At 38.6% G+C, this 25,914-nt stretch carries 26 protein-coding genes; 5 read left to right on the plus strand and 21 right to left on the minus strand.

What is annotated here, in order from left to right; translation table 11 throughout:
- Positions 1-4: 4 nt before the first annotated feature.
- The 14 genes from AC0IWT_RS11795 to hemA form a co-directional block, all read right to left on the minus strand.
- Positions 5-997: an ABC transporter ATP-binding protein gene (locus AC0IWT_RS11795; protein ID WP_471797359.1), complete on the minus strand. Its 993-nt coding sequence runs from the start codon at positions 995-997 to the stop codon at positions 5-7.
- A gap of 120 nt (positions 998-1,117) precedes the next feature.
- Entirely contained in the window at positions 1,118-1,930 is an 813-nt protein-coding gene (locus tag AC0IWT_RS11800; protein WP_471797360.1) for an outer membrane beta-barrel protein, read from the minus strand.
- 132 nt (positions 1,931-2,062) lie between these two features.
- Entirely contained in the window at positions 2,063-2,806 is a 744-nt protein-coding gene (locus AC0IWT_RS11805; RefSeq protein ID WP_471797361.1) for a hypothetical protein, read from the minus strand.
- Positions 2,787-3,356 (minus strand): RNA polymerase sigma factor, encoded by a 570-nt coding sequence (locus AC0IWT_RS11810; RefSeq protein ID WP_056869978.1) that lies wholly within the window; start codon positions 3,354-3,356, stop codon positions 2,787-2,789. The genes AC0IWT_RS11805 and AC0IWT_RS11810 overlap by 20 nt, the downstream gene beginning before the upstream one ends.
- Before the next feature lie 371 nt (positions 3,357-3,727).
- Entirely contained in the window at positions 3,728-4,882 is a 1,155-nt protein-coding gene (locus AC0IWT_RS11815) for a hypothetical protein (protein ID WP_471797362.1), read from the minus strand.
- 200 nt (positions 4,883-5,082) lie between these two features.
- Entirely contained in the window at positions 5,083-5,643 is a 561-nt protein-coding gene (locus AC0IWT_RS11820; RefSeq protein WP_471797363.1) for a CopD family protein, read from the minus strand.
- Between the two features lie 15 nt (positions 5,644-5,658).
- Entirely contained in the window at positions 5,659-6,684 is a 1,026-nt protein-coding gene (hemE, locus tag AC0IWT_RS11825; protein WP_471797364.1) for a uroporphyrinogen decarboxylase, read from the minus strand.
- A 186-nt stretch (positions 6,685-6,870) separates the two neighbouring features.
- On the minus strand, positions 6,871-7,386 hold the full coding sequence (locus AC0IWT_RS11830; RefSeq protein WP_471797365.1) for a hypothetical protein: 516 nt from the start codon (positions 7,384-7,386) through the stop codon (positions 6,871-6,873).
- Positions 7,386-8,090, minus strand: a complete 705-nt coding sequence (locus AC0IWT_RS11835) for a response regulator transcription factor (RefSeq protein ID WP_025146905.1) — start codon at positions 8,088-8,090, stop codon at positions 7,386-7,388. The genes AC0IWT_RS11830 and AC0IWT_RS11835 overlap by 1 nt, the downstream gene beginning before the upstream one ends.
- Before the next feature lie 8 nt (positions 8,091-8,098).
- The gene (locus AC0IWT_RS11840) at positions 8,099-8,965 is read right to left on the minus strand and encodes a sensor histidine kinase (protein WP_124912747.1); all 867 of its coding nucleotides are present in this window, start codon (positions 8,963-8,965) and stop codon (positions 8,099-8,101) included.
- A gap of 345 nt (positions 8,966-9,310) precedes the next feature.
- Positions 9,311-10,681 (minus strand): glutamate-1-semialdehyde 2,1-aminomutase, encoded by a 1,371-nt coding sequence (hemL, locus tag AC0IWT_RS11845; protein ID WP_471797366.1) that lies wholly within the window; start codon positions 10,679-10,681, stop codon positions 9,311-9,313.
- A gap of 142 nt (positions 10,682-10,823) precedes the next feature.
- The gene (gene hemB / locus AC0IWT_RS11850) at positions 10,824-11,792 is read right to left on the minus strand and encodes a porphobilinogen synthase (RefSeq protein ID WP_471797367.1); all 969 of its coding nucleotides are present in this window, start codon (positions 11,790-11,792) and stop codon (positions 10,824-10,826) included.
- A gap of 185 nt (positions 11,793-11,977) precedes the next feature.
- On the minus strand, positions 11,978-13,558 hold the full coding sequence (gene hemC, locus AC0IWT_RS11855; protein ID WP_471797368.1) for a hydroxymethylbilane synthase: 1,581 nt from the start codon (positions 13,556-13,558) through the stop codon (positions 11,978-11,980).
- A gap of 292 nt (positions 13,559-13,850) precedes the next feature.
- Positions 13,851-15,077, minus strand: a complete 1,227-nt coding sequence (gene hemA / locus AC0IWT_RS11860) for a glutamyl-tRNA reductase (RefSeq protein ID WP_056869970.1) — start codon at positions 15,075-15,077, stop codon at positions 13,851-13,853.
- Between the two features lie 104 nt (positions 15,078-15,181).
- On the opposite strand from hemA, the gene AC0IWT_RS11865 reads away from it, so the two are divergent.
- On the plus strand, positions 15,182-15,574 hold the full coding sequence (locus AC0IWT_RS11865; RefSeq protein WP_471797369.1) for a DoxX family protein: 393 nt from the start codon (positions 15,182-15,184) through the stop codon (positions 15,572-15,574).
- 35 nt (positions 15,575-15,609) lie between these two features.
- Here the strand turns inward: AC0IWT_RS11865 and AC0IWT_RS11870 are convergent, their stop codons facing one another.
- Positions 15,610-15,837: a YtxH domain-containing protein gene (locus AC0IWT_RS11870; RefSeq protein WP_056869968.1), complete on the minus strand. Its 228-nt coding sequence runs from the start codon at positions 15,835-15,837 to the stop codon at positions 15,610-15,612.
- A 58-nt stretch (positions 15,838-15,895) separates the two neighbouring features.
- On the opposite strand from AC0IWT_RS11870, the gene AC0IWT_RS11875 reads away from it, so the two are divergent.
- A complete protein-coding gene (locus AC0IWT_RS11875) occupies positions 15,896-16,720 on the plus strand; it encodes an alpha/beta hydrolase family protein (RefSeq protein ID WP_471797370.1) in 825 nt (274 codons plus the stop codon).
- A gap of 92 nt (positions 16,721-16,812) precedes the next feature.
- Here the strand turns inward: AC0IWT_RS11875 and AC0IWT_RS11880 are convergent, their stop codons facing one another.
- The 6 genes from AC0IWT_RS11880 to AC0IWT_RS11905 form a co-directional block, all read right to left on the minus strand.
- Complete coding sequence (locus AC0IWT_RS11880; protein ID WP_471797371.1) at positions 16,813-18,087, minus strand: mechanosensitive ion channel family protein; 1,275 nt, start codon at positions 18,085-18,087, stop codon at positions 16,813-16,815.
- Between the two features lie 159 nt (positions 18,088-18,246).
- A complete protein-coding gene (ispG, locus tag AC0IWT_RS11885) occupies positions 18,247-20,229 on the minus strand; it encodes a (E)-4-hydroxy-3-methylbut-2-enyl-diphosphate synthase (RefSeq protein WP_471797372.1) in 1,983 nt (660 codons plus the stop codon).
- A gap of 65 nt (positions 20,230-20,294) precedes the next feature.
- The gene (locus AC0IWT_RS11890) at positions 20,295-20,903 is read right to left on the minus strand and encodes an RDD family protein (RefSeq protein WP_471797373.1); all 609 of its coding nucleotides are present in this window, start codon (positions 20,901-20,903) and stop codon (positions 20,295-20,297) included.
- Between the two features lie 59 nt (positions 20,904-20,962).
- Positions 20,963-21,940 carry a LiaF transmembrane domain-containing protein gene (locus tag AC0IWT_RS11895; protein ID WP_471797374.1) on the minus strand — a complete coding sequence of 326 codons (978 nt, stop codon included), beginning with the start codon at positions 21,938-21,940 and terminating at the stop codon, positions 20,963-20,965.
- Between the two features lie 5 nt (positions 21,941-21,945).
- The gene (locus AC0IWT_RS11900) at positions 21,946-22,620 is read right to left on the minus strand and encodes a PspC domain-containing protein (RefSeq protein WP_471797375.1); all 675 of its coding nucleotides are present in this window, start codon (positions 22,618-22,620) and stop codon (positions 21,946-21,948) included.
- A gap of 19 nt (positions 22,621-22,639) precedes the next feature.
- Positions 22,640-23,329 carry an SDR family oxidoreductase gene (locus AC0IWT_RS11905; protein ID WP_056870252.1) on the minus strand — a complete coding sequence of 230 codons (690 nt, stop codon included), beginning with the start codon at positions 23,327-23,329 and terminating at the stop codon, positions 22,640-22,642.
- A 146-nt stretch (positions 23,330-23,475) separates the two neighbouring features.
- Between AC0IWT_RS11905 and AC0IWT_RS11910 the strand changes: the two genes are divergently transcribed.
- From AC0IWT_RS11910 to AC0IWT_RS11920, 3 genes are all read left to right on the plus strand, one after another.
- Positions 23,476-24,210, plus strand: coding sequence for an MlaE family ABC transporter permease (locus tag AC0IWT_RS11910; RefSeq protein ID WP_056869961.1), 735 nt, complete (start codon positions 23,476-23,478; stop codon positions 24,208-24,210).
- Positions 24,210-24,962, plus strand: coding sequence for an ABC transporter ATP-binding protein (locus tag AC0IWT_RS11915; protein ID WP_056869960.1), 753 nt, complete (start codon positions 24,210-24,212; stop codon positions 24,960-24,962). The genes AC0IWT_RS11910 and AC0IWT_RS11915 overlap by 1 nt, the downstream gene beginning before the upstream one ends.
- 69 nt (positions 24,963-25,031) lie before the next feature.
- The gene (locus AC0IWT_RS11920; protein ID WP_056869959.1) at positions 25,032-25,913 is read left to right on the plus strand and encodes a class I SAM-dependent methyltransferase; all 882 of its coding nucleotides are present in this window, start codon (positions 25,032-25,034) and stop codon (positions 25,911-25,913) included.
- Position 25,914: the final 1 nt, after the last annotated feature.

Below are 25,914 nucleotides of genomic sequence, written 5' to 3' on the forward strand. Positions count from 1 at the left end.
AATTTTAAAACTCTAAGAAACGACTGATGTTCAATTGAACGTGGTCGTTTTTTTTATGCTCTCCCCTGTTCAATTGCAATGCCCGAACCGTTACGCCGTTTCTTTCCAGCAGCAGTTCATCGTAAAAACCTTTGTAGTAAACATCTTTAACTTCGAACCGCCTGCTGCTCCAGTTGCTGCTAATTTCTGCCCATTCGGGATAAAAAGCTACCGACGCCGCAAAAGTTTTAATACCTAATTTTTCTGCATCGCCACGAGATAAAACTACTGCATTGCCCAGAATTTGTGCTGTGTAGATGTGTTTTGGATGCTGATAAATTTCTGCCGGCGGACCGGTTTGCAGGAGTTCTCCGTTGCGAAGAATAAGCAATTGATCGGCAAGAAACAAACCATCGGCAGGATCGTGAGAGACCAAAATTACGGTAACGCCGGTTTCCGCGGCAACACGCTTAATATCTGCACGCAACTGGTTCTTCAACAAGGCATCCACCTGACTAAAAGGTTCGTCCAGCAACAAAACTTTAGTATCTGCAACCATGGCCTTTGCTATGGCTACACGCTGCTGCTCGCCACCACTCAATTCGATTATTTTTTTATTCTGAAGTGGAAGAATCCGAAGATGTTCCATAATCGATAGCGTTTTTTCGGCTTTGGTTTTTAAATCTGTGTTGGATAGTTGTGAAGCAATGTTGTCGTAAACCTTTGCATAAATATTGAGAGAGAAATCCTGGGTAACCATTTTCATCTGTTTATGGCCAGGAATTAGTTGCTCATCGGGCCCTTTTATCTTTTCATTTTCAAAAAAGATTTCGCCCGAATCGGTTTTTAATAAACCATAAATCGATTTTAACAGCGTTGATTTACCACTTCCACTCTCACCGATAATGGCAACCACATCGCCCCTGTTTATTTCGAAACTGATATTTTTTATACCGCCCGCCTGCTCAGCCTGATATTGCTTGGTTAAATTTTTAACGTTAATTATTTTATCGCTCACAGGGTAAATATAAAGCTTAAAGCAGAAAGACTAAAGCTTAAAGAGAAATGTTTTTACGCAAAAAATCCTGTTCCGCCTAACCGGAACAGGATTTCACTATTTTGTGTGTTGTAAATTTTTTTAGTTTAATCCGAATGTGATACCGAAACTCATATTTTTCAATCCGGCCTGAGCTGGCGTTGTAAACATATCGTTGAAATAGTATTTGGTAAACAAGCCTAAACCTCCGTATCCAAATCTAACGGTACCGCCGTAACGAACTGATTGGAAATGATAACTATCATATTGCTTTTCTTTTCCGCGTTCTTCGCTAATTTGTTTCACCTTACCGTTTAACAAGAAACTTACCTCCGGACCTACAACAAAGTAGAATCTTTTGCCTTTTTTACTCTCGCTGGTGCGAAATTCGAAGTTTAAAGGAATGTGTACGTAGCTACTGGAGAAACGGTTTTTAGAAAATTCGATTGGCTCATTGATGTAACTTAAAGTAGGTTGATTTTTTTGAATGGTGATATTGTCTCTCAAACGAATCAATGTCCAATCGAAACCGCCGGCTACGTAAACTTTGAAATTCGAGTTAAAACGATATCCAAACTGCAAAACATCAAAAGAAAATGTGCTTGTTTTACCTCCTTTATAATCTAAAAATTCATTGTTTGGAGATAGATTGAAATCGCCATTATCGATTAATCTCGAGAATCCTAAATCAACTCTGGTAAAGGTAACACCGCCAACGAAGCGGCCTTTTTTTGGGTTTTCAGCTGAATCAGCATTTTTAGTTATCAGGTTCCCACCACCAATTGTAAGCGTATACTTGCTTTTCTTTTTAATCACGGTATCCTTAACTACCGTATCTTGTTGCGCAAAAGCACTTGGAGCCATAACACCGGCAAGCCCGCTTACCAAAAGTGTTGTAAAAATTAGATGTTTCATATATTGTGTGTGTGTTTATTAATGAGTTATCTGAATTAGTGATTTTAGTGAGCGAATTATATCGATTGCTTTTTAAGTAAGCTTAGATTAACTTCCAACTTACAATCGTTGAAGGCTCAAAAAATTCTGACGCTATTTTCTATTTCTTTTACCAATTTTAAAAGGCCCTATGTTTATCGATGAAAGTGAAGAATCATCATCATCTGTACGGAATTGGATAAATTTATCTTTCCGTTTATCAACTTTGTTTACAATCAGGTTTACAACATCACCTACATTTCTAATGCCTTTATTTTCGGCCTGATTATCTTCTCCTGTCACATCATCTGCTTTAACAACCGTTGCAGCAGCTGCAAATACCGTTTCCTGATTAACTTTAGCAACAGCATTCTCAATTTTAGCTTTAATATCTTCCTTCGGCTTATCCACCTGTGCAATCATGATTTCCTGTTTCTGCATTTCGGGCGCTGTAACCACTTTCTGTTTTTCTGAAGGTTGATTGGTTACTTTAACTTTCGCAACAGCTTCAACCGGTTTTGAACTATTTCTTAGAACAGGCAGCGGTGTTTTAACCGTAATCGCTTTTGCAGAATCTGCTACAGGTTGCGTTTCAATCACCGGCTTAATTACCTTCGGCTCAACGTTGTTTGCAAACTGCTTTGGCTTAATTTCCTGCTGTTTAAAAATCAAAAAACCAACAGTGGCAATTAGTAAAACCGCAGCGGCAGATAACCAATAGATTGGAATAATCTTCTTTCTTTTCGGTTCAATTTCACTTTCTATGTTGCTCCACAAATCTCGCGATGGCGAAATTTCGGCCTCTTCGAAAGCATTTTTAAATAACTTATCAAAATCCTTATCCTGTATAGGTTGCATAACCAAATCCCTCCATTTTTATAATTTCCTCTTTTAATATTGCCCTGGCTCTCGATAACTGCGATTTACTGGCGCCTTCCGAGATACCCAATGTTTCGCCAATTTCTTTATGCGAATAGCCCTCAATTACATACATATTGAAAACCATTCGATAACCATCAGCAAGCTTTTGTATTACCTTCATCAAATCCTGCATACCCAATGTACCGAAATCAAAACCGGTAGATGGTTGCTCGTAAGCTTCATCTATTTCCACTACATTAAGGCTGCGTAGGTTTTTACGATAGCTTTCTATTGCGGTATTTACCATTACTCTTCTAATCCAACCCTCAAAAGAACCATCGCCACGGTATTCTTTAATCTTTTGAAAAACCTTAATATATCCCATTTGTAATACATCTTCAGCCTCCATCCTGTCTTTTGCGTACCGCATACAAACCGCCAACATTTTCGGTGCAGTTTGCCTATAAAGCAGCTCCTGCATCTTCCGGTCGCCGGCTTTGCAACCTTCCATCAAATCGTTTATCGTATAGCTTCGCGTCAATTTCATTGTGTGTTTGTATATAGAAGATGGCAGATTACAAACATTGGTTGCATCAATCGTAAAAAAAAGTTAAATAAATGTTAAAAGGCTATTTTATATGCTGGTTATCAAGAAGATAGCCTAAAACTAATTTTCAAGAAAGATATAGTTTTTTGTTTTGGAAATCAATTGGCCGGATTTTTTTGGAACTCTTAGTAAGGATCCATTCCTGCGCAGAATACAGGCGGGCAGCACCAAAAGGAACTTCTGTAATTCTGTTGGCTAAGGCCAGTAATAAGAAATCACATGAGTTTAACAAAGTTTGCATTCCACGGCCGTCAGCTTAGCTTAAGGATATTGAAAAGAAAATTAGCAGCAATTCGCAGTCAGAAAAATATTTAATCTTTTTTCTTGACCTTAAATAATTTAAAATCCTGCTTGTAAGTGATAAAAAATGAATGATTAAACTGCAGCTGTTTATCTGTATTGTCCAAATCGATATGAGGCTCAAATCGAACGTCGAGGTACAAATGTGGAATCAGTTCTTTCTGATAAGCATAGCGCAGGGATACAATGTTCCGGCCACTTTGCTTCAACCCGTTTGTATATAAATTACTCGAAACCGATTCATAAAGCGGCATTCCTTTTATGGAAATAAAATTATTTCCCTTCCAGTAAGATGCTACCAGGCTGCCCCATTTGCTTTCTACGCCGGCATTTAACCACATCCCGAAGCCGCCCTGGTAGGCCCTTCTTTTATCAGGAGAAAAATCTTTGTAAACGGCGAGGTAATTATCGGTGTAGATTTGTTTAATGTTAGTATTAATTGCTTTGTGTAATTTCAAGCCTGCTGCGCCATTAAACACCGTGCTGATTGGAATTTCTTTCAAAACATCAATTTGTCCGCCCTGATGAAACGCAAGAAACTGAGCCGGAAAACTAAACTTCCAGCCATTATTTTCAGCAATTGTAGTTTCGGTAGATAAACCACCAATAATTTCTTCTTTTGCGGCCTCGCCTTTATAAATCATCTTCTGCCAGGCAATCCATGCATCAAGGTTAAACTTTTTTCTTTCAACCAATAGTTGTGTTCCGTACTCAATTGGGGTGGTAATCGTTCGTTCGAAATCGTACAGTGGCTCAATGTACTTATGTTGTATTCCGCCTTCCAGGCTACCAAAAACAAGTGTTAAGTTGCGTTTATGATATTTTAAACTAAATAATGGTTTAGCATCACTTATTCCGTTTCTGCCAAAATCTTTACGGATAAAAGCACCTGCGGTTATGGCTAGATTCGGGTGGGCATAATATACGATTTGAGGTTGCAGTTGCGTTCCGTATAACGTATAACCATCATGAAAATCATTTGTATATTCATAATTCCGCACGTAGTTAAAGTTATAGAAATTGAAATGTACTTCGTTTGTTAAACTGCTATCAGGGCGGATTCTGTTTTCAATTGCTGTTTGGTTAAATTGTGCAGAGGCAATAAAAAAACTGAAAAGAAATGTTATGAGGAATAAGGCCTTCTTACGACCCGGGTTTGTAAGCATCTGTCTGGATTTTAGTGCCCAAATTTAGAATAGTTTTTTCGTAAAGTTTAAATTATCGAACAGCGGGAACTTAGAATTGATTACAAGTTTACTCAAAGCAAACAAAGTTTTATACTTTCTGGCTTCAACATTGGTGGATTCCAAATAAAATCGGGATGATGTTGAGTTTTGATATCGCTTACTCTGGCTTTTGCAAAGGGTTATTCGCCGCGTTTCTTACGGTAATTTTTATACAACTTTACGGCAATCATAATGGCCATCGCTACGCCCATAATTCCAATCAAGCCGTAAATCCAGTTTATTGCACTTTTAAGGATAACTACAAACACAATTGCAATCATAAAAATTGTTGCGAGCTCTCGCCACAGACGCAGCTGAAAACTACTTAACTTAAACTGGTTATTTTTTAGTTGCTTAACAATATTTCTACAGATGAAATGATAAACGAGCAAGCCGACCACAAAGGCCAGTTTTACCTGCATCCAATCTGCGCTTAAGAGGTCAGGATTTAAGGTTAGCATAGAAACCCCAGCCAAGACGGTAATTACCATTGCCGGCGCACAGATAATTTTCCACAGCGTGGCTTCCATTTTAACAAACTGATTTAATAAGATGGATTTCTCAGGCTCAGATTTAGCGTTAGCTTCGGTATGGTAAATAAATAAGCTTAAGATGTAAAATAAACCTGCCATCCAGCTAATTACGAATACAATGTGCATTGCAATGAAATATCGATAATATGGAAGCAGGCTCTCTATCATTTAAATAAAAACTGATTAATACCTAAATTCTTTAACCACTTCAATCGCGTATTTCACATTATCAAAAGGAATATCCGGCATAATTCCATGTCCCAAATTGAAAATGAAACCTTCCGTTCCACGCATGCGTTCGAAAAGTTTATGAATTTGTGCTTTAATTACAGGTTGGTCTGCGTATAAAATGTGTGGATCTAAGTTCCCCTGAACAGCAATTCCTGCTGGTAAAGCATTTTTAATGTTCAATAAATCAGCATTCCAGTCTACAGAAATTACATCAGGCTTTGCCTCTGCCATCATTGGCGCAAAAACCGAGCTTCCTTTGCAAAATGAAATTACAGGAATATCAGTTCTGTTTAAATTAGAGATAATTTCCTGAATATAACGATGTGAAAATTCCTGGTAGTCATTCCAGGATAATGCAAGCGCCCAGCTATCGAAAATCTGAACAGCGTTTACACCGGCAGCAATCTGAAGATTCAGGTAATCGGCCGTTACTTTAGCAATTTTTGCTAATAATTTATGGGCCAATTCTGGCTGGTTATGAATAAAAAGCTTCGTTAATTTAAAATCTTTTGAAGAACCACCTTCGATTAGGTAACTCATCACCGTAAAAGGTGCACCTGCAAAGCCAATTAAAGGAATATCGCCAGCCAAACGCTGCTGAATCACTTTAATCGCATCAGCAACATACTGCAACTCATCCAAGCAATCAACATTCAGGTTTTCAATATCCTGTGCATTACGAACAGGATTTGCAAATTTCGGCCCTACACCCTGGGTAAAGCTTAAATCGCCTCCCATGGCTTCGCCTGTCACTAAAATATCACAGAATAAAATCGCTGCATCAATACCCAACAAATCAACGGGTAACATAGTTACATCGGCGGCAATTTCAGGAGTTTTGCACATCTCTAAGAAAGAGTATTTGTTTTTAATTTCCCAGTATTGTGGCATAAAACGGCCAGCCTGGCGCATCATCCATACCGGTGGGCGTTCTGTTTGTTTCGAAAATGCAGCGTCTAAAAATAAATTATTCTTCATGATTTGTAATTGTCTTCCTTAATCAACGTCAGGCTGGTGCTTAGTCGGGTTCTTTAAAGCGAAGAAGCTGAGCCAAACCCGATAGCCCTGATGACGGGTTGGCCGCAAAGGTATAAAATAAAAAAAAACGAAGTACCTTTTTATTCCTAAAGCGGCTCTTCGTTCCTCAAAATGACAATACGAATATTATAATTTTCCTATTTCTTTCTCAATCTTTACGATTATATCTTTAGACCGGGGGGATTCTGCAAGTTCTTTGGCAACTTTAACATAGGCCTCGGCCTTTTCTTTATCTTTTTTTCGCAAAGCGAGGTTAGCTAAATGAATTAACACAAACGACTTTTGCGTTTTTCCGCCAACGGGAAAGCGGCTTGCCAGTTGAAAGTGATATTCGGCTTTATCCCAAAGTTCCTCTTTCAAGGCCATATTGCCCTGCATAAATTCGTAATATCCCCTTCTGTTTTTTGAAAGCCTTTCAGGATTAGGAACTTCAGCCAGCATCAGCTTTGCTTTCTCAAATTCGTTATTTTTAAAATATTTTGAGGCCATTAAAACAGAACTATGCCTGAAATGGCTCCAGATAACAAACAGGAACAAAAATCCCGCAACCGCGGCTAGCTCGTATTGGGTAAAAAACACGCACACTAAAGCAGCCATCAAAAAAATGGCCATTAGCGCATACCTGCCTAAACTATTGTACATTAATGACTATCGGTGAATTTGTAACCAACCCCGCGGATTGAGTGAAAATAAACAGGGTTTTTTTGATCTGGCTCAAAATACTTACGGAAAGTTAAAATGAAATTATCAATCGTTCTGGTTGATGGATAAACATCGTAATTCCAAACGGTTTCCAAAATCTGCTCTCTTGAAACGGCATCATTTTTCCGCTCAATTAACAACTTCAACAACATCGTTTCCTTTTTTGTTAACGGCGTAATCGTGCCATCATCATGTTTAAGTTCGAAAGAGTTGAAATAGATTGTTTTATCGCCAATTTTGTAAGAATTTAATTCTTTTAAATCATCAGATTTTAAACTGCGTTTAACCAAAATACCCACGCGAAGAATAAGCTCCTCAAGGTTAAAAGGTTTAACCAAATAATCATCAGCGCCTTTTTTCAAGCCTAAAACACGATCTTCAGAAGTGTTTTTGGCAGTTAAAAACATAATTGGAACTTCTGCATTTTCTAAACGAATTGTTTCACAAACCTGGAAACCATCCATTTCCGGCAACATTACATCTAAAATAATCAGATTGAAGCGTTCTTCTTTAAAAATTTTAAGAGCGGTTTTGCCATCTTTAACGGCGTGAACTTTATAACCCTCAAGTTCCAGGTTTAATTTGATAGCATCTAACAAGTGATCCTCGTCTTCTACCAATAGAATTCTAAGTTTTTGTGACATAATTGAGATTAACTAAATGTTACTTCAAAAATACTTCCCTGGGGCAAATTGTCTTTAACTGTAATATCTGCATCATGGTATTGTAAAACCTCTTTCACAATAAACAAGCCTAAACCTGTTCCTTTCGCTTTCCTGACATTCTCATTACCAACGCGGTAAAATTTATCAAATATCAACATTTTTTCGGCATCCGAAATACCGGGCCCTTTATCAATCACACTTAGCTGAATATGTCCATCCACCTTATCTAAAAGCACATTTATTTCATCACAAGGACTGGAATATTTAACCGCATTTTCTATCAAATTCGTAACTACTGACGATAAGGCAAACTTGTCACCCATTATCTGCAAATTTGGCTGAATTTGCGCATTTATCAACTGTTCATTTCCACATGAATGAACCTGCAACCTGTCGGTGATTTTGTAAACCAATTCCGAAAAATTAAACTCCTCTTTTGGAAACGTGTAAGAACGGTTCTCAATTTTGGTGGCCAGCAACATGTTCTCAACCAAATCATCCAATCGTTCGATATCTTTTAACGAATTATTTAAAAGCGAAACCTGACGAGCCTTATCCAAATCTCTTTTAACAATAGTCTGGATAGAAAGTTTTATTGCTGCCAAAGGCGATTTCAATTCGTGCGTAATAGACATGAGGAAATTCTGTTGTTGCTCTCTCAGTTTATCTTCACGTTTTAGCGATTGATGCAGGAAATAACCCCCAATGCACAGCAAAAACAGAAACACAGAACCCTCTCCCATAATCATCGTCATGCGGCTGGGCTGCAACCGCACCACCAAAGTTCCCCATGAAATGAGCTGAATTAAAGCATAAAGCAATAATGCGTAAAATATGATAATCGATTTCTTCATCTGTCTTTACCGAAATTTTCTATAATTTGAGGATTTAAAGATTATCCTTTAAGTGCAAAATGTATTTTTTGCCCTTTAGTTTTGTTTTACACCAACCATTTTTCGCAAAAAAGCGTAAACTGAGTATGGAAAGCAATTTACTGTTCATTCGGTTATTTCAGTCCCGCTTTTCGTTTCAATCTTTTTGCGATTGTTGTCTTCGTCTGTTAACAACGTGCATCAAAAAAATTTTCACTGCAATCGGGTTTAGAGAACATAAGTACGTGCAAGAAATACAAAACCAACTTTGTAGTAATATAATCGTTTTTATATGCCTTTTGAAACTGCAAAGGCAGTATAAAAAAACTATTTCTTAAACACCAAATCCAGGGATTCAAAAATCGCCCGTTTAGCTTTTTCCAACTCAATTTTTGTATGTGCTGAAGATACGAAACCAACTTCGTAACCTGATGGCCCTAAATATATGCCGCGGTTAAGTAGTTCACGGTGCATAACTTTGAATTTTTCCATCGTGCTTGCGTCAATATCATCAGCCGATTGAATTTTATCCTTATCGGTAAATGCAAACCAGAAAATAGACCCAACCGTAAAAACTTTAAACTTATAATTTCTGGCAGTGGCAAAACGTTGAATGCTTGCTACAAACTCCTGCGTTTTGTTATTCAAATCTTTGTAAAAACCAGATTTGTTCAATTCGCTTAACGTTGCAATACCTGCCGCCATAGCCACCGGATTGCCCGATAATGTACCAGCCTGGTAAACCCCACCGTCCGGAGAAATGTGGCCCATAATTTCAGCAGATGCACCATACATACCCACTGGCAAACCGCCGCCAATAATTTTTCCGTAGGTTACAATATCAGGTGTGGTGTTGTAATAAGCGGCGGCACCCTCAAAACCAACGCGGAAACCGGTGATCACTTCGTCGAAAATAAGCAATGAACGATTATCCGTACAAATTTTACGCAAGAAGTGAATATAATCTTCGTCCTGCATAATCAATCCATTGTTTGCTGGAATACCTTCAATTATTACCGCAGCAATCTGATCTTTAAACTGCGAAAATGCCTGTTCAATAGCCGTCTTATCATTCAAAGGAATTACGATTGTTTCTTCAGCGAAAGATTTTGGCACTCCGGCAGATGACGTTTCCCCGAAGGTAACCAATCCTGAACCTGCTTTAACCAAAAGTGAATCGCTGTGACCGTGGTAGCAACCTTCAAATTTTAAGATTTTATCTCTCCCTGTAAATCCTCTGGCCAAACGAATCGCCGACATTACGGCTTCTGTTCCAGAACTTGTGAACCTAATTTTCTCTACAAAACGATTATTTTTAATTATGAGCTCTGCCAATTCGTTTTCCAACGCAGTTGGCGCACCAAAACTCATCCCGTTTTGCATTACTTCGGTAACCTTTTCTCTAATTTTAGGGTTGTTATGGCCCAAAATCAGGGGACCCCAACTTCCGCAGAAATCGATAAACTGATTTCCATCTGCATCCCAGATATAACATCCATCGCCCTTTTCGATAAAAAGCGGGGTTCCGTAAACAGATTTAAAAGCCCTTACGGGAGAATTCACGCCTCCAGGAAAATACGTTTTCGATTTCTCGTACAACTCGGCAGATTTTACCCTTGAAATATCAGGTTTGCTTCCTGTATTTAACGGCACATCGGCCTCGTTGCCTGAAAAAATTTTCTTTAATGAGTCTAACATCTTGTAAAGTTTTAAGTTGTACGTATTAAGTGCTAAGTATCCGAAAGGACGCATAACTTATTGCCTACAACTTTTTATTTTTAAGGTGTAAATTTCAAGTTTTAATTAAACGCCAAAACGTAAAACATAAAACTTACGACTTTTAAATCCAGTCGTTATTTAAAATATCTTTTATGTGATAAGTTGTAATAATACTTGCACCTGCTCTCGCAAAGGCATACATTGTTTCCATTACAACCTTCTGTTCATCAATCCAGCCACGTTCTGCAGCAGCTTTTACCATTGAATATTCGCCTGAAACATTGTAAACTGCTATTGGTAAATTTGTATCCTGTTTTAACCTCTGGATAATATCTAAGTAAGCCAAACCTGGTTTCACCATTAATACGTCTGCGCCTTCCTGCTCATCAAGCTGTGCTTCGCGTAAAGCTTCGAGCGGGTTTCTAAAATCCATTTGATAAGCCTTTCTATCGCCCTTGCTAGGCGCACAGTCGGCCGCTTCTCTAAAAGGACCATAATATGCAGATGCAAACTTTGTGGCGTGGCTCATAATTGCGGCGTTTACGAAGCCGTTTTCATCTAAAAGATTGCGCATTGCCTCAATTCTGCCATCCATCATATCAGAGGGGGCAAACATATCAGCGCCAGCCTGAGCATGTGTGAGGGCCATTTTTGCAATTACATCAACCGTTTTATCATTTTGAACGTAATCGTTCTCCATAATGCCGCAGTGGCCATGGGTAGTATAAGAACAAACACAAACATCGGTAATTACATATAAATCTTCACCGAACTGATTCTTCAACTCGCGAACTGCAGTTGGAACTAAAGAATGACCATGATAGGCAGATTTAGCATCAGCAGACTTCTCATCGCCCACGCCAAAAAGCATAATTTTATTAAGGCCCTTTTTCATTCCGGCTTCAACATCTTTAATCAAAGTGTCGACAGAATAATGATTTACGCCAGGCATTGCATCAATTGCATGGGTAACATTTGTACCGGGCACTACAAAGTACGGGTACACAAACATATCTTTCGATAGTCGGGTTTCGGCTACCATCTCTCTAACCAACGGGTTCTTCCTTAATCTTCGCGGACGATGTAACATTCTTTTAGTATCAAATATTTAATCTCAAGTATCAAGACTTGAGTATCGTATTTTTTTAGAGCAGTTAGTTTTTTATGGTCGGTATTGGGAGGCATGAAGCAATGACGAGGCGGCTTTTCTTTACGCTTTTAGCTTTGTTCTTTCTGCTACCAAACTCTTCGCTTTCAGTTTTGGACTTTCATCTCCTATCTAATCTCTATTCCAAAAACGGCTTCAGATAATCCAATTTCATCAGGCGAGTACGGCAAAACGTATTTCACGCCCATTTCGTCGAATTTCTTTCCTGTAGAATTTCCGATAGCAATAACCTGTTGTCCGGGTTCGAGTAAGTTATCAGCAAAATAAGCGTCAACATTCGATGGACTGGTAAAAATTAATACATCGGCAAAACTCTGGTCGATATTTTCTTCGATTACGGTTTCGTAAATAGGTAAGTCAATTATTTTTGCGTCGGCCGGCAACGATTTCTGAATCGATTGCAGAGAATCCTGCGCTCTTGGAAATAAAACATTTTTTCCAGAAACTAATTTTGCAAAATCTCCGGCAACTTCAGCGATATCGCCACTTTCGCCAACGAAATCAGCAAAATGATTAAACTTTCTCAACGCATCTTCCGAACCTCTGCCAACAACGCCAAACTGCGTTTTTTTCGGCAATTGTGGCTTTAAGTTGAAAAAATATTCCACACTGTTTCTACTGCTAAAGAAAATCCAGTCGATGTTCTTTAAAATAAACTGATCTAAAACCGTTACAATGGGGAACGTCCGAATCAGAGAACGACCCTCAATTTCTATATTCTTGCTTTCTAAAGCTTTACGAAAGTAACTATGCTCACCTATTTCTCTCGAAATGAAGACTTTTGCCGGTTTCTTTCTTTGTTTATCAAACTTGGCAACGATTTTCTCAGCTAAACCATCAGTGGTTGCAGAGCGCAAAAACAAACGCTCGGGAAAATCATCTGCGGTGTCGGCTTTTGAAATCCACACTTCAAAAGAACCGTTTTCTTTTTTACAATAACAACCCAAAGGCATATGGCAACCACCTTCGAAAAGATTAAGCACCTTCCGTTCTACAGCAACTTCCTCAGCCGTTGCAAAATCGTGAAGCTTTTGTAATGCTTCAAACAGCTCGGTATCATTTTCCCTGATTTGTATTGCTAAAGCACCTTGTGCGGGCGCCGGCACAAATTCTGTCGGTTCTAATTCTTCAACATGAAACTCACTTACATCCAGGCCAAGGCGCTTTATTCCGGCTTTCGCCAACATAATCGCATCGTAGTTTTCGTCTCTCAATTTTTGGATACGCGTTGGAACGTTTCCCCGCAAATCTTCAATTTCCAAATCTGAGCGTAAACCGAGTAACTGGGCTTTTCTTCTGTTGGATGATGTGCCTACCATCGCACCTTTTTTTAACGAAAGTTTTTGCGAAACATCAACACAATCTTTTAAAATTAAAAGATATTCCGTTGCCTCTTCACGTGGAGGTATAGCAGCAATGGTTAATCCGGCAGGATGATTTGTAGGTAAATCTTTAAGGCAGTGTACCGCCAGATCGATTGTTCCCCCCAATAGCTCTTCCTCAAGTTCTTTGGTGAAAAACCCTTTTCCTTCTAATTTATCTAATCTCAGATTCAGGATTTTATCACCCTGCGTCTTGATTATTTTAATTTCCGCTTCAATTCCTATAGCAGCCAATTCATTTTGAATATAATTTGCTTGCCATAAAGCCAATTCGCTACCGCGTGTTCCGATGGTTAATTTCTTCACTATAAAGGTTAAATGAGCTACAAATTTAAGGGAATTTTACTTTATACCATGAATTGTTTAAAAATGCGACAGTGAGGTTACAGAATTTTCTTTTTTATTACCAGTTAGGCACAATTTCTTATATTCAGATGGAATTAACAACCTGGCTTAGAGCGCAATACCAGCAAAATGTTGATTGGGTTAAATGGATGGTAGAAAAAAATATAGATAACTTATCTATTTTAATTTGCCGCTGTGAAGAAAATCCGGTGGAAATCAGACCGTTTCGTAGGCCGAAAGAGTGAAAAATTAACTAAGATTCTTTAACCAGAATTTCCTTAGCCATAATCATTGGAACGCTGATGTACTTCTTTTCCATGTAATTCATCACACGTTCCAGAACCTCGCGGGAAGCATCGTCCATTTGACTAATCTCCTCTGCAAAAACACCATTCAATGCAGTATGCTTAATTTCCTTAATTTTGCGGGGAACTTCCTGCATCGCTAACTCGATACGGCGCTGTTTTAAAACCGTGAAAAATTCAGTGATGTTGTTGCTGATAATTTCTTCAGCGTGTACCAATTCGTTGTAGCGTTCCTGGATATTTTTACGGGCTACTTCTTTCAAAGATTCCACTTCAATGTAATGAATTGGATTATTATGAATCACCGCCGGTGCAACATCGTTCGGAATCGCCAAATCAACAATTACCTTTTTTCCGGTATCGCCGTTAAGCAACCTGGCGTAAAGTTCTTCGTTAATAATGGCTTCTGTAGAACCTGTACAGGTAATAATCACATCGAAACCTTCTGTGTAAGTTTCTAAACTTTCTAAACTAAAAGCTCTTCCATTTAGCTCCTGAGCCAAAGTTTCGGCTTTAGAAAGGGTGCGGTTGAAAATTGAAAAGTTGGAATATTTATGCTTATTAAGGTATTTAGCAATGTTTTGATTGGTATCGCCGGCGCCAATAATAAGCACACGGGAATTGCCACACATATTTAACTCTTTAAGCTTGCGATAGGCCAACGAAACTACCGATACCGGATTTTTAGAAATATTGGTATGGGTGTAAACCTCCTTTGCGGTTTTTACAACCCTGTCCATAATCATCCGCATGTAATCGCCAGTAAAACCGGCGTCGCGGCAATTTTCATATGCTTTACGAATTTGTGCAAGGATTTCTTTTTCGCCAACAACTAAACTTTCTAAAGAGCAGGAAGTTCTCAGAAGGTGATTAAAAGCCTCTTCATTTTCAAAAACCGTAACATTATCAAGAAAACGCTCCATAAATTCCGGAGGTAAACCCATATCTAAAACGGTCAAAAATCGGGTAACAAATTCTTTGTCTGTTTTTTCTTTGGTAAGAAAAACAAACTCAACACGGTTACAAGTTCCAATATAGAAAATTTCGCTAACGGGAAGTTCAGCCTGAAGATTTTTCAACCTGCTGTCTAAACTCTGGTCACAAATTACTAATTTCCCTAAAGATTTCAGGTCGATGTGGTGATGCGTAAAAGCTATTACTTTTAAATATTCCAATTGCTTCCGTTATTAACTATTGTCGGGATACAAAAGTAACATGGTTGGTGCATGTCACCGTCATTAATCTGTAATTTACATCAATTTAGAACGGTTTTAAATAAATGCATCAAGCTGACAATCGCACATTCACTTTCAAACTTTTCTTATGGATTTATGCCCTTCTTTACGTTCTGGCGGGATTAAATCATTTTATATCAACTGATGTATATTACGCAATAATGCCAGAATGGTTGCCTGCGCATTCATTATTAATTTACTTATCGGGAATAATTGAGATAGGCTTAGGCGTTTTATTGCTTTTTTCCGGCGTGAGAAAACTGGCTGCAATACTCCTGATTGTTATGTTAATTTCCTTTCTTCCTGCCCACATTTACATGATACAGAAGGCGCCTTTTATGCTTGGAAAAATTTTGATAACGCCTATTATTGCCTGGACGAGATTGCCTTTGCAGGCGCTTTTAATTTATTGGGCATTTTATTATTATAACAAATAGATGAGCAGAGCAACCCACCTATTTGCTGGGGAAACCTAGTCTTTTTTTTCCTCATCTGAGGTCAAATCTTCCCATTTTGCCTCGGCCGATTCTTTTAATTCTGTAGCTTTTTCTTTGGTATCTTCCCAAACATCAGCGGCTTTATGCTGTAGATTTTCCAAAGTATCTTCAGCCTTTTCTTTAAATTCGTTTAATTTATCACTTAAGTTATCAAAAAATCCGTTTTCTGATTCTTGCTTTGGGTTTTCGTTTTCTATCGACATTTTAATTGTTTTTAGAAGTAAAAACAAACACTATACCATTCAACTTTGTTAAAATGTTATGATTACACAGCAAGATTTCAGCCTAATCGGTTCTGATGGAAAACTAATCATCGGGGATGTTACTTTCGAAGACAAAAATCCAAACACACCGGTTGTACTTTTTATCCATGGCTTTAAGGGTTTTAAAGACTGGGGAGCACACAATCTGGTCGCCAGGTATTTTGCTGCAAACGGCTATCGATACATCAAATTTAACTTATCTCATAGCGGTGTTCCTACCGAAAATCCAAGTGACGTTACAGATTTGGAAACTTTCGCAAACAACACGGTATCGAAAGAGCTATTTGATATTAATGCCGTGTTGGATTACATCGAAAAAGCATACGGACGTTCAACCGAGGTTAATATTATAGGACATAGTCGCGGTGGTGGACTAGCAATTATTGCTGCAGCTAACGATTTAAGAGTTAACAAACTGATTAGCTGGAGTGCTGTGGCTGCCTTTAACAGCCTTTGGAAAAAAGAAGAGGAAGCGGAGTGGAAGAAAACGGGCAAAATTTTCGTTGTTAATGCCCGGACTAAGGAACAGATGCCTTTAAATGTTAGCCTACTTGAGGATTTAGAAGAGCACGCAGAAGCATTAAACATCATTGAGGCTGCGAAGCGCATCAATATTCCATGGTTAATTGTTCATGGTGATGATGATGTTAATGTCCCTTTCGAAAATGCACAGAAACTTGCGGATTCTAACCCAAACAGCAGGCTTATAAAAATAGAAGGTGCAAATCACGTGTATGGTGCATCGCACCCTTACGAAAATGAAACCTTGCCACCATTACTGTTTAAAGTGTGTGAAAAGTGTTTAACCTTTTTAGCAGAGTAATCATTGGTATTTATTTTCGCATGGAGAGAACAACCTAATTAAAAATTAAATTGAGTGCATTATTACTAGGTTAAAAATTTACTAATTCCGGCTTAATCGTTACCTCTTCCAACAAAACCCCGCATGTCACTCCCGCTAGGACTTTGAAAAATTTCCAAATCAAAATATGGAACCGCAGCGAGTAAGTGGTCGAAAATATCTGCTGCAACTTCCTCAAATTTCTTAAGGGCTTTTTCTTTTGAAAAAACATAAATCTCAATCGGCAAACCATTCTCTGTGGCTTGCAACTGCCGAACCATGAATGTTAAATCAGTATTGATATATGGATTACTTTCGAGGTATTTTTCAGCGTAAACCCTAAACGTTCCAATATTTGTAATGTGCCTTCCGTTGACTAAATTATTAGGATTTACCGTGTTTTCGGCATTGAACATTTCAATCTGGAGTTGAGTTTCCGCAAGGTAATCCTTTAAAAAATCGATGCTTTTTAAACGATTAATTAGGTCTTCATCACAAAATTTAATGCTCGAAATTTTAATGTTAATGTGCCTTTTAATTCGTCGGCCTTCACTTTCTTCCATGGCCCGCCAGTTCTTAAACGATTCGCTTACAATAGCATAACTTGGCACAATCGTTACCGTCTTATCCCAGTTACGAACTTTTATGGTCGTTAGGTTAATCTCGGTTACCTCGCCATCTGCGCCATATTTTTCTACCGTAATCCAGTCGCCCACCCGAACCAAATCAATGGCACTCATTTGCACTGACGCTACAAAACCCAAAATAGGATCGCGAAAAACGAGAATGAAAACCGCCGTTACCGCACCAAAGCCACCAAAAATATACAGGGGTGATTCATTCAAAATAATCGATAAGATAAGTACGAAACCAACAATATAAAAAACAATCTTTGCAACCTGCTTATAACTTCTTATAGGCTTGTCGGCATATTTTCGGGATGATTCCATGATGGAAACCACCGCATTAAGAAACGCATTTACCGCAAACATTACTGCGAGTACAATGTATATTTTGGCAATAATTAAGGCGTAAAAAAGCCAGCTTTTGAAATCAATGAAAACAAATGGAACAGCATTATAAATGATATAAGCTCCAAAAATTAAAGCAAAGGCCCTGAAAACCCTGAATTCGAAAAGGGCCTGTTGCCAATTGGATTTTGTTTTTGCACTTTTTATTACTGCGATAAAAACCTGGCGGGTTAAAAAGATAGTGATAAACAGAAATAGCGTAACCCCAATTAAGCCAATAAAAAAGTAAGCGTAGGTTAAATCTCCGTCAGACAGGCCTTTATTCATCAGCCAGTTTCTGAGCCCTGTAAATATGGTGTGAAACTCAGGAATGTTCATGAAGCAATATAAGTTTATTGATTAGAAATTTTAGATAAAGAAATTGCCCGGCAAAATCTTTATTTCGAAGCGTTTAGCAGTTTCTGGCAGACAACTCATCTCCAGATTTTGAAGCCGAACGATGATTTCAATTTGATCTTCTGTCAATCGGGAAGCAAACTAAGCTTTCTCTATCCAGTTTCCATCACCCTTGATGATATCAATCAGTTCATCAAGCGCAAAAGCAGTATTTACGTTTTTCTTAACAACTTCCTGTCCGCGGTAGAGCGTAATTTTATCAGGGCCGGTGCCAACATATCCATAATCCGCATCGGCCATTTCTCCAGGACCGTTAACGATACAGCCCATAATGCCAATTTTCAGCCCTTTTAAATGGTCGGTTCGCGAACGAATCAGTTGTGTAGTTTCCTGTAAATCGAAAAGCGTTCGCCCACAACTTGGGCAGGAAATGTATTCTGTTTTGCTTATTCTGGTTCTGGTTGCCTGCAAAATGCCAAAACTCGTTGCATTGAGCAGCGCCAAGTTCTGTCCTTCGGCATCAATCCAAACACCATCGCCGAAACCATCCGTTAGTAAAGCGCCCAAATCAGTTGCAGCATAAAGCATCAAATTATCTGCCGCTAAACTGTCGTAACTTCTTTTAATAATTACCGGGGTTTGAATGTTTTTCTGCTGTAAAGCAACAAACAACGCTCTCTGTTCTGCCATTCCATGGTTTGCGTTTGTTTTCAAAATAAAAACCACGTTAGTTAATTGGTGTAGAGACAGATGACTAAAACTTGATGAATCGATTTCTACAAAATTTAAATGCTCATCTTTAATTGCTGCATCATTAAATTCATCCAAAGTAAACAAAGGGTGACAATTATTCTTATCCCTTAATGCCAGCCAGGTTCTGTAATTATAGATTTGTTTTAGGTTTCCCGGAAAAGAGAACGAAGGCAGGCTATCTCCTAGAAAAACTAAATCGCAAGCCTGATCGGCCAGATTATATTTATCTAAGACAGCACTGTAATTGTAGCCAACAGCGTTCAAAAAATATGGGTCTTTCAGGTTTTCCTTTGAAACATCAATCATAACCACAGGGTGATGATGACCGCCAATGTGCTGAACAGGTTCGGTGATTCTCCTTGAATAAGCATATGGAGAATAGGTTTGCGGTTCGTGGTTTAAAACTTCAGGTTCCGGCGCATTGGCAAAGCCTTGATTTCCAGTCGCCGGGTTAGCACGTCTTGAAGAATATCTATCAGCTAATGCTTTTGCAACAGGCGCTTCAAATTCCGGGTCTTCAGTTAACGACACACGAATGGTATCACCTAAACCATCTTCAAGCAATGTGCCTATACCAACTGCAGATTTTATACGGCCATCTTCACCATCTCCCGCCTCCGTAACGCCCAGGTGCAAAGGGTAGTTCATTCCTTCTTTAACCATCGTTTCAACGAGTAAGCGATAGGCCTGAACCATAACCTGGGTATTGCTGGCTTTCATGGAAATAACCAGATTGAAATAGTTTTCGGCCTCGCACATGCGGATAAATTCCATAGCAGACTCAACCATGCCTCGAGGCGTGTCACCATAGTGACTCATAATTCTGTCGGAAAGTGAGCCATGATTGGTGCCGATACGCATTGCGGTACCGTACTCTTTACAAATTTTTATTAGCGGAATAAATTTTTTATTGATTCGTTCCAGCTCCGCCGTATAAGCTGCCTGTGTGTATTCTAAATTTTCGAACTTTTTCTTATCCGCGTAATTCCCTGGATTTACACGCACCTTTTCAACAATCCTGGCTGCCATTTCAGCTGCATTCGGTGTAAAATGAATGTCGGCGATGAGCGGCACATCATATCCGCGATAACGCAGTTCTTTTTTAATATTGGCTAGGTTTTCGGCCTCTTTAATACTAGGCGCAGTGATACGAACGTATTCGCTACCAGATTCTACCATCCGAATGGTTTGCTCAACAGTCCCTATGGTATCCATGGTATCGGTTGTGGTCATCGACTGTATACGGATTGGATTGTTGCCGCCTAAAGCGATATCTCCAATCTTTACTTCGCGGGTTAAAAACCTTGAATAAGTAGTTAAACTATTACAATAACCACCCGCTAAACCATCTTTTACCGATATATTTTCCATGCAGTTGCAAAGATATAGATAGAATTTTGAATGAGAGAATTTTGGATGAGAGAATGACTTAAAATCTATATCAACCTGTCTTTGATAACTAAGGTATCGGCCGCCACATCGTGCCAGCACTGATTTCTTTTATTTAGAAAGCTATAAAAGTAACCGAAGAAAGCAGGAATAACAGATAATATTTTTGACAGATTTCGAATTAACGAGCGACCAATAGAAACCCTCGTACCTTCCAAATCAGTTACTTTTATATTCACCAATCGCTTTCCAATAGTTGCTTGCCTTTTTGAGGCTTCTGCAAAACTGCCATAAATTAATTTTATAATAAAAATTGATGGCAGCGGAATCAGGAATGCCATGATGCGCTGGTCTTTACCATCTACAAAAATAAAACTGATCAGGATAGCGAGGCAATAAATTACGAAGATTAAAAAATGGTCGATAACCGATGCAAGCAGCCTCAAATCGAAAGCCGCGAAATACTGGGGCGCAGTTTTTTGATGGCTAAAACCAAGAAGCTCACGCAATTCTTCAATCGCATGAGCTTCTTTATAATCGTCCATTCCTGGCTTACGAACAAATGTATTGGGGGTAATATTTAAGCCACTAAGCTGGGATAATGTGTACGGACCTTGCGGCTTACCATTAATTACGACTGTGTACTCAGGATTCATTGAATTTAAGATTTAAAGGTACTGCAGCTTTAGTCTTTAAGCTTTTACCTTTTTGCTTTCTAATACCTTGACACCTCAAAGTTACTCAATCCGCCATCTAAATTAATGAAGATTTTTTTTGTTGAAGATTTATAGTTTGATGTTTCATAAACACCATCGCTTAGCTTCTCGAAACCTTCAAAATCTTTGGCTGATAAACCTGTTTTAGTTTTGATTCTGCAGCCGGAGGTTGTTGGAACTTTAATTTTAACGTCGGCGACACCAGATTTCACAATTACATCGGTAATTGGCAACAAATTACCAACTTTTATGTCTAAAGATGCGGCACCGCCATCGAAACGAAAAGTACGCACTTTATAATCTTCGAAGTTGAAGTCGGCTTCACCAGCACCAAGTTTCATAATTATATCCCAGTTTGGTGATTTGTTAAGTTTAAAATCTACATCATTACCGCCATCACCAAAATTCCATTTGTTCTTTTTATCGCCCATTTTAAAGGTAAGCAATGTAGCGGTATCAGTAGTTTGTTTCGTTAACGAGAAATCTCCGTGCCTCTTCTTAACGTCTGCTTTAATTAAATCAGTTGTTTCGCCGTCCAGGTTAAAGGAAATACCTCCACCGGAAATATTTAACACTGCTTTCTTTGTACTATCAACTGCGGCAAAAGGTTCAGATAAATTTAACTGCTTATAAGCTTTGTCGTTATTATCATTATCATCGTTGTTATCATTATCATCAATGTTTACATCGATATCTTTTTTAAAATTATGGCCCCACCATGAGCTTCTGTCTGGTTCTTGCTGGCCTTTAAAGAACAGGAAACCCAGAGTTAAAACCAACACGGCAATGGAAATCATACTACCGGTTTGCGAGTTGTTTTTGTTGAACAATATGTTTACCCCTGCAATGATTAGAAATACAGGCCAGAAATGCCATACATTTCGCCAGTAAAATTCGATTACGCCAAAGTTTTCCAGTAAGAGTACACCGCCTACAAAAAGCAGTAAAATACCCCAAATTAATCTATCTAATTTCATAATGTTTATACTTGAGGGTTGTTAGGTGTTGAATTGTTTTCGTCTTTGGTTTCCTCAACAATTACCGCGTCGGTAACGGTTTCGGTTTTCGGTTCTTCTGCCGCTTGTTGCTGGTTTTGAAACGCAGCCCATTCATTTTTCCTTTTTGATTTTGCGATAATGCTTATTCCAAGCACGATAAAAATTACAGGCCAGAAATTTCTAAGTCTGAACCAATCGGGAATGAAGTCAAATTCACGCATCAGGAAAAAACAACCAATTACGAGTAGCAATAAGCCGCCGATGGTTCTGCCGGTATCGTTCGGCTTGTTAAACTTTCCAAAATCTGCCTGCGTTTCGAAGGGGGTTTTTTGAGCATCGTTTACTGGCTGTGTCCAGTTTGTGTTGCCCATACCCGCAGCGCCGGCGAATGAATCCGGCTGCCCAAACGGAGCCGCATTTGGATTGTTCTTATTAAAATAATCGTTAAACTTTGAGAATTTTGCTGCCGGATCATTATTAACCGGAACAATAATCCACATGATAATATAGGCTATAAGGCCTCCACCTGCCATAAAAATGGTAGATAATGCAAACAATAATCTAACTATGGTTACCTCTACCTGCATGTATTCTGCAAGACCTGAAGCTACACCGGCAATCATCTTATCGTGTTCGTTTCTAAAAAGCTTCTTTTCCATAACGCTGTTCATTTTGTGTTTAAAAATCAAGCGGAGTAATTAGCACTTCATCAACATTTACCCCTTTACTTAAGTTTAAAATGGTGAACAAAGTTTCTGCAATATCTTCGGGTTGAACGAATTTTTCATCAGGAATTGTTGTCCCTTCCCAGGATGAAGTTTTGGTTGAACCCGGCAAAAAAGCAGTTACTTTAACATTGTGTGGCGCTAATTCTTGCCGCAATACATGATTAAGACTAAACATCGCTGCTTTTGTTACACTATAACTTCCACCATTTTTTACAGGTGCCTTACTGGCTACCGAACAAATGTTAAAAATATGACCACGACGTTCTGAACGCATTTTTTTTCCAAAAAACTTAGAGATATAATAAGCTGCATTGACGTTAATATTCTGCTGTTTTTCGAAAACTTCGTCGTCTTCATCGAGCATACTGCCAGGCAAAAAAGCGCCTACGTTGTTAACCAAAACGTCTGCAAAGCCAACGTCCTGCCCGGCAGCATCTAAAAAACCGTATATGCTTTCCTTAACACCAGCATCGGTAGAATAAATTAAAATTTGTCTGCCGGGTGTTAACAATTCCGCTTTAAGCCGCTCCAGTTCACTGATGTTTCTGGCTGTGAGTACTAAGTCGTAACCCTCTTGCCATAACTTAATTGCAACTGCCCTACCTATTCCCTTTGTAGCCCCGGTTATAACTGCTTTCATGCTTTTATGGTTTAATTTTTGTAAGCAAAAAACCATATTTATATTTAAAACCACGAATATTTTTGCAATTAACAAAGCCCTACAACTTTTTTATCGTTTCTTTGTAGTATTATAAATTAACATTTAAATTAAGCAACACATACGGAATGAATTTTACGAATTTCGGCAGGTACATACTGCTACTCAAATCTGTATTCAGAAAGCCGGAAAAACTGAAGATATATTTAAAGGAAATAGCCAAGCAAATGGATTATGTTGGTGTTGGTTCTCTGGGACTAATCGCCATCATTTCAACATTTATCGGTGCGGTTATGACCCTGCAAATCGCTTTCCAGCTGGTAAGTGATTTCATTCCAAAAACGATTATCGGTTCTGTTAACAGGGATTCGAGTATCCTGGAACTGAGCCCCACAATCAGTGCGATTGTTTTGGCCGGAAAAATCGGCTCCGCTATTTCTTCTGAAATAGGTTCTATGCGTGTAACCGAGCAAATCGATGCCCTGGAAATTATGGGTATTAATGCACCTGGTTATTTAATTCTGCCAAAAATTATTTCCGGCATTACCATGGTACCCATGCTGGTTATTATATCAATGTTTTTAAGTATTTCTGGTGGTTATATTGGCGGTTCTGTTTCCGGAGCTGTTACGCCTGCTGAATATCTTCAGGGTATTACAACCGATTTTAATCCATACACAATTGTTGTAGCCCTGGTTAAAGCATTTGTTTTTGGATTCATAATAACTTCAGTACCTGCTTATGAAGGTTTCTACGTACGTGGAGGCGCCCTTGAAGTATCGCAGGCAAGTACAAGAGCCGTTGTAATAAGTTGTATTTCTATTTTAGCTTGCGATTATATCGTAACCCAATTATTGTTGTAATGATAGAGATAAAAGATATTTATAAATCATTCTCCGGAAACGAAGTTTTACAAGGCATTTCGGGAAAGTTTGAAGAGGGTGTAACAAATCTTATCATCGGAGGTTCGGGTTCAGGAAAAACGACCTTACTTAAATGTATGGTTGGTTTGCATCAACCAGATTCGGGTTCAGTGTTGTATGATGGCCGCGATTTTACGCCTATGACCTATGAGCAACGCATCGAAGTTCGTAAAGAAATAGGCATGCTTTTCCAGGGTTCGGCACTTTTTGATAGTATGACTGTTCAGGACAATATCATGTTTCCTTTGAATATGTTTACCGATCAAACCCGAAGTGAAAAAATAGATCGGGTAAATTTTTGTCTTGAGCGTGTTAACCTGGCAGGTAAAAACAATTTATTCCCGGCAGAATTATCTGGCGGGATGAAAAAACGGGTTGGTATTGCCCGTGCAATTTCAATGAATCCAAAGTATCTGTTTTGTGATGAGCCAAATTCTGGCTTAGACCCAAAAACATCCATTGTAATTGACGAATTGATTCAGGAATTAACGGAGGAATATAAAACCACCACGATTGTTGTTACCCATGATATGAATTCGGTAATGGGGATTGGTGATTATATTTTATTTCTCCACGAGGGCAAGAAATTTTGGGAAGGCAGCAATAAAGAAATAGCTCACACCGAAATTAAAGAACTTAACGACTTTGTTTTTGCGAGCCGTTTCATGAAAGCCGCAAAAGACAAATTTTAAAAAATAATACAACAGCAGTCGGTTTAAGATTGCTTCGTGCCTCGCAATGACGAGTTATATATTTAATAAATGATACAATTACTTGCTCCAACACATTGGAAAGATTACGAACTAATTGATTGTGGAGATTTTGAAAAATTAGAACGTTTTGGCAACGTTACCCTTATCAGACCTGAACCGCAGGCTGTTTGGAAAAAAACAATGTCGGAACAGGAATGGAAAAAAATTGCCAACATAACTTTCAGAGGCCGCTCTGCTACTTCCGGCGAATGGGTAAAAAAAAATCCCGCCATCCCCGATCGTTGGCATGTTGAATATAAAAACAATGAAGTCGCTATAAAACTTCGTCTTGGTTTAACTTCTTTTAAACACGTTGGGGTTTTCCCTGAACAGGCCGTAAACTGGGATTTTATTTCATCATCGATTAAAAAATTTAAAACTACGCAACCCCGGGTATTAAATCTTTTTGCCTATACAGGTGCTGCATCATTAATTGCGAATGCTGCCGGCGCAGAAACCACTCACGTAGATTCGATAAAACAGGTTGTAACCTGGGCAAATGAAAACCAGGAATTATCAGGTTTAAAAAACACCCGATGGATGGTTGAAGATGCGTTGAAGTTTGTTAAAAAAGAACTTAAAAGAGGCAAAAAGTACAATGGAATTATCCTGGATCCGCCGGCATACGGCCATGGTCCAAATGGAGAAAAGTGGAAACTTGAAGATCACATTCAGGAAATGATGCAGGATGTTGTTCAATTGTTAGATGAAAAGGAACATTTCTTGATTCTTAATACATATTCACTCGGATTTTCTTCCGTAATTGTAGAGAATTTAATTCGCACATCATTCCCCGAAGTTAAAAATTTAGAAACCGGAGAATTATATCTTCAAGCCACAGCAGGCGTAAAACTTCCATTGGGCGTTTTCGGCAAATTCTGTAATGTGTAAA

The organism is Pedobacter sp. AC464, assembly GCF_979253075.1.

Excerpts from the sequence above, each read along its gene's own strand:
- AC0IWT_RS11875 (WP_471797370.1), top strand. The coding sequence starts at position 15,896 with ATGATTACACAGCAAGATTTCAGCCTAATCGGTTCTGATGGAAAACTA.
- AC0IWT_RS11830 (WP_471797365.1), bottom strand. The coding sequence starts at position 7,386 with ATGTACAATAGTTTAGGCAGGTATGCGCTAATGGCCATTTTTTTGATG.
- AC0IWT_RS11870 (WP_056869968.1), bottom strand. The coding sequence starts at position 15,837 with ATGTCGATAGAAAACGAAAACCCAAAGCAAGAATCAGAAAACGGATTT.
- AC0IWT_RS11815 (WP_471797362.1), bottom strand. The coding sequence starts at position 4,882 with ATGCTTACAAACCCGGGTCGTAAGAAGGCCTTATTCCTCATAACATTT.
- AC0IWT_RS11805 (WP_471797361.1), bottom strand. The coding sequence starts at position 2,806 with ATGCAACCTATACAGGATAAGGATTTTGATAAGTTATTTAAAAATGCT.
- AC0IWT_RS11900 (WP_471797375.1), bottom strand. The coding sequence starts at position 22,620 with ATGGAAAAGAAGCTTTTTAGAAACGAACACGATAAGATGATTGCCGGT.
- AC0IWT_RS11835 (WP_025146905.1), bottom strand. The coding sequence starts at position 8,090 with ATGTCACAAAAACTTAGAATTCTATTGGTAGAAGACGAGGATCACTTG.
- AC0IWT_RS11865 (WP_471797369.1), top strand. The coding sequence starts at position 15,182 with ATGCATCAAGCTGACAATCGCACATTCACTTTCAAACTTTTCTTATGG.
- AC0IWT_RS11920 (WP_056869959.1), top strand. The coding sequence starts at position 25,032 with ATGATACAATTACTTGCTCCAACACATTGGAAAGATTACGAACTAATT.
- AC0IWT_RS11890 (WP_471797373.1), bottom strand. The coding sequence starts at position 20,903 with ATGAATCCTGAGTACACAGTCGTAATTAATGGTAAGCCGCAAGGTCCG.
- AC0IWT_RS11895 (WP_471797374.1), bottom strand. The coding sequence starts at position 21,940 with ATGAAATTAGATAGATTAATTTGGGGTATTTTACTGCTTTTTGTAGGC.
- AC0IWT_RS11910 (WP_056869961.1), top strand. The coding sequence starts at position 23,476 with ATGAATTTTACGAATTTCGGCAGGTACATACTGCTACTCAAATCTGTA.
- AC0IWT_RS11820 (WP_471797363.1), bottom strand. The coding sequence starts at position 5,643 with ATGATAGAGAGCCTGCTTCCATATTATCGATATTTCATTGCAATGCAC.
- hemL (WP_471797366.1), bottom strand. The coding sequence starts at position 10,681 with ATGTTAGACTCATTAAAGAAAATTTTTTCAGGCAACGAGGCCGATGTG.
- hemE (WP_471797364.1), bottom strand. The coding sequence starts at position 6,684 with ATGAAGAATAATTTATTTTTAGACGCTGCATTTTCGAAACAAACAGAA.
- ispG (WP_471797372.1), bottom strand. The coding sequence starts at position 20,229 with ATGGAAAATATATCGGTAAAAGATGGTTTAGCGGGTGGTTATTGTAAT.
- AC0IWT_RS11840 (WP_124912747.1), bottom strand. The coding sequence starts at position 8,965 with ATGAAGAAATCGATTATCATATTTTACGCATTATTGCTTTATGCTTTA.
- AC0IWT_RS11915 (WP_056869960.1), top strand. The coding sequence starts at position 24,210 with ATGATAGAGATAAAAGATATTTATAAATCATTCTCCGGAAACGAAGTT.
- AC0IWT_RS11880 (WP_471797371.1), bottom strand. The coding sequence starts at position 18,087 with ATGAACATTCCTGAGTTTCACACCATATTTACAGGGCTCAGAAACTGG.
- hemB (WP_471797367.1), bottom strand. The coding sequence starts at position 11,792 with ATGTTACATCGTCCGCGAAGATTAAGGAAGAACCCGTTGGTTAGAGAG.
- AC0IWT_RS11810 (WP_056869978.1), bottom strand. The coding sequence starts at position 3,356 with ATGAAATTGACGCGAAGCTATACGATAAACGATTTGATGGAAGGTTGC.
- AC0IWT_RS11905 (WP_056870252.1), bottom strand. The coding sequence starts at position 23,329 with ATGAAAGCAGTTATAACCGGGGCTACAAAGGGAATAGGTAGGGCAGTT.
- AC0IWT_RS11800 (WP_471797360.1), bottom strand. The coding sequence starts at position 1,930 with ATGAAACATCTAATTTTTACAACACTTTTGGTAAGCGGGCTTGCCGGT.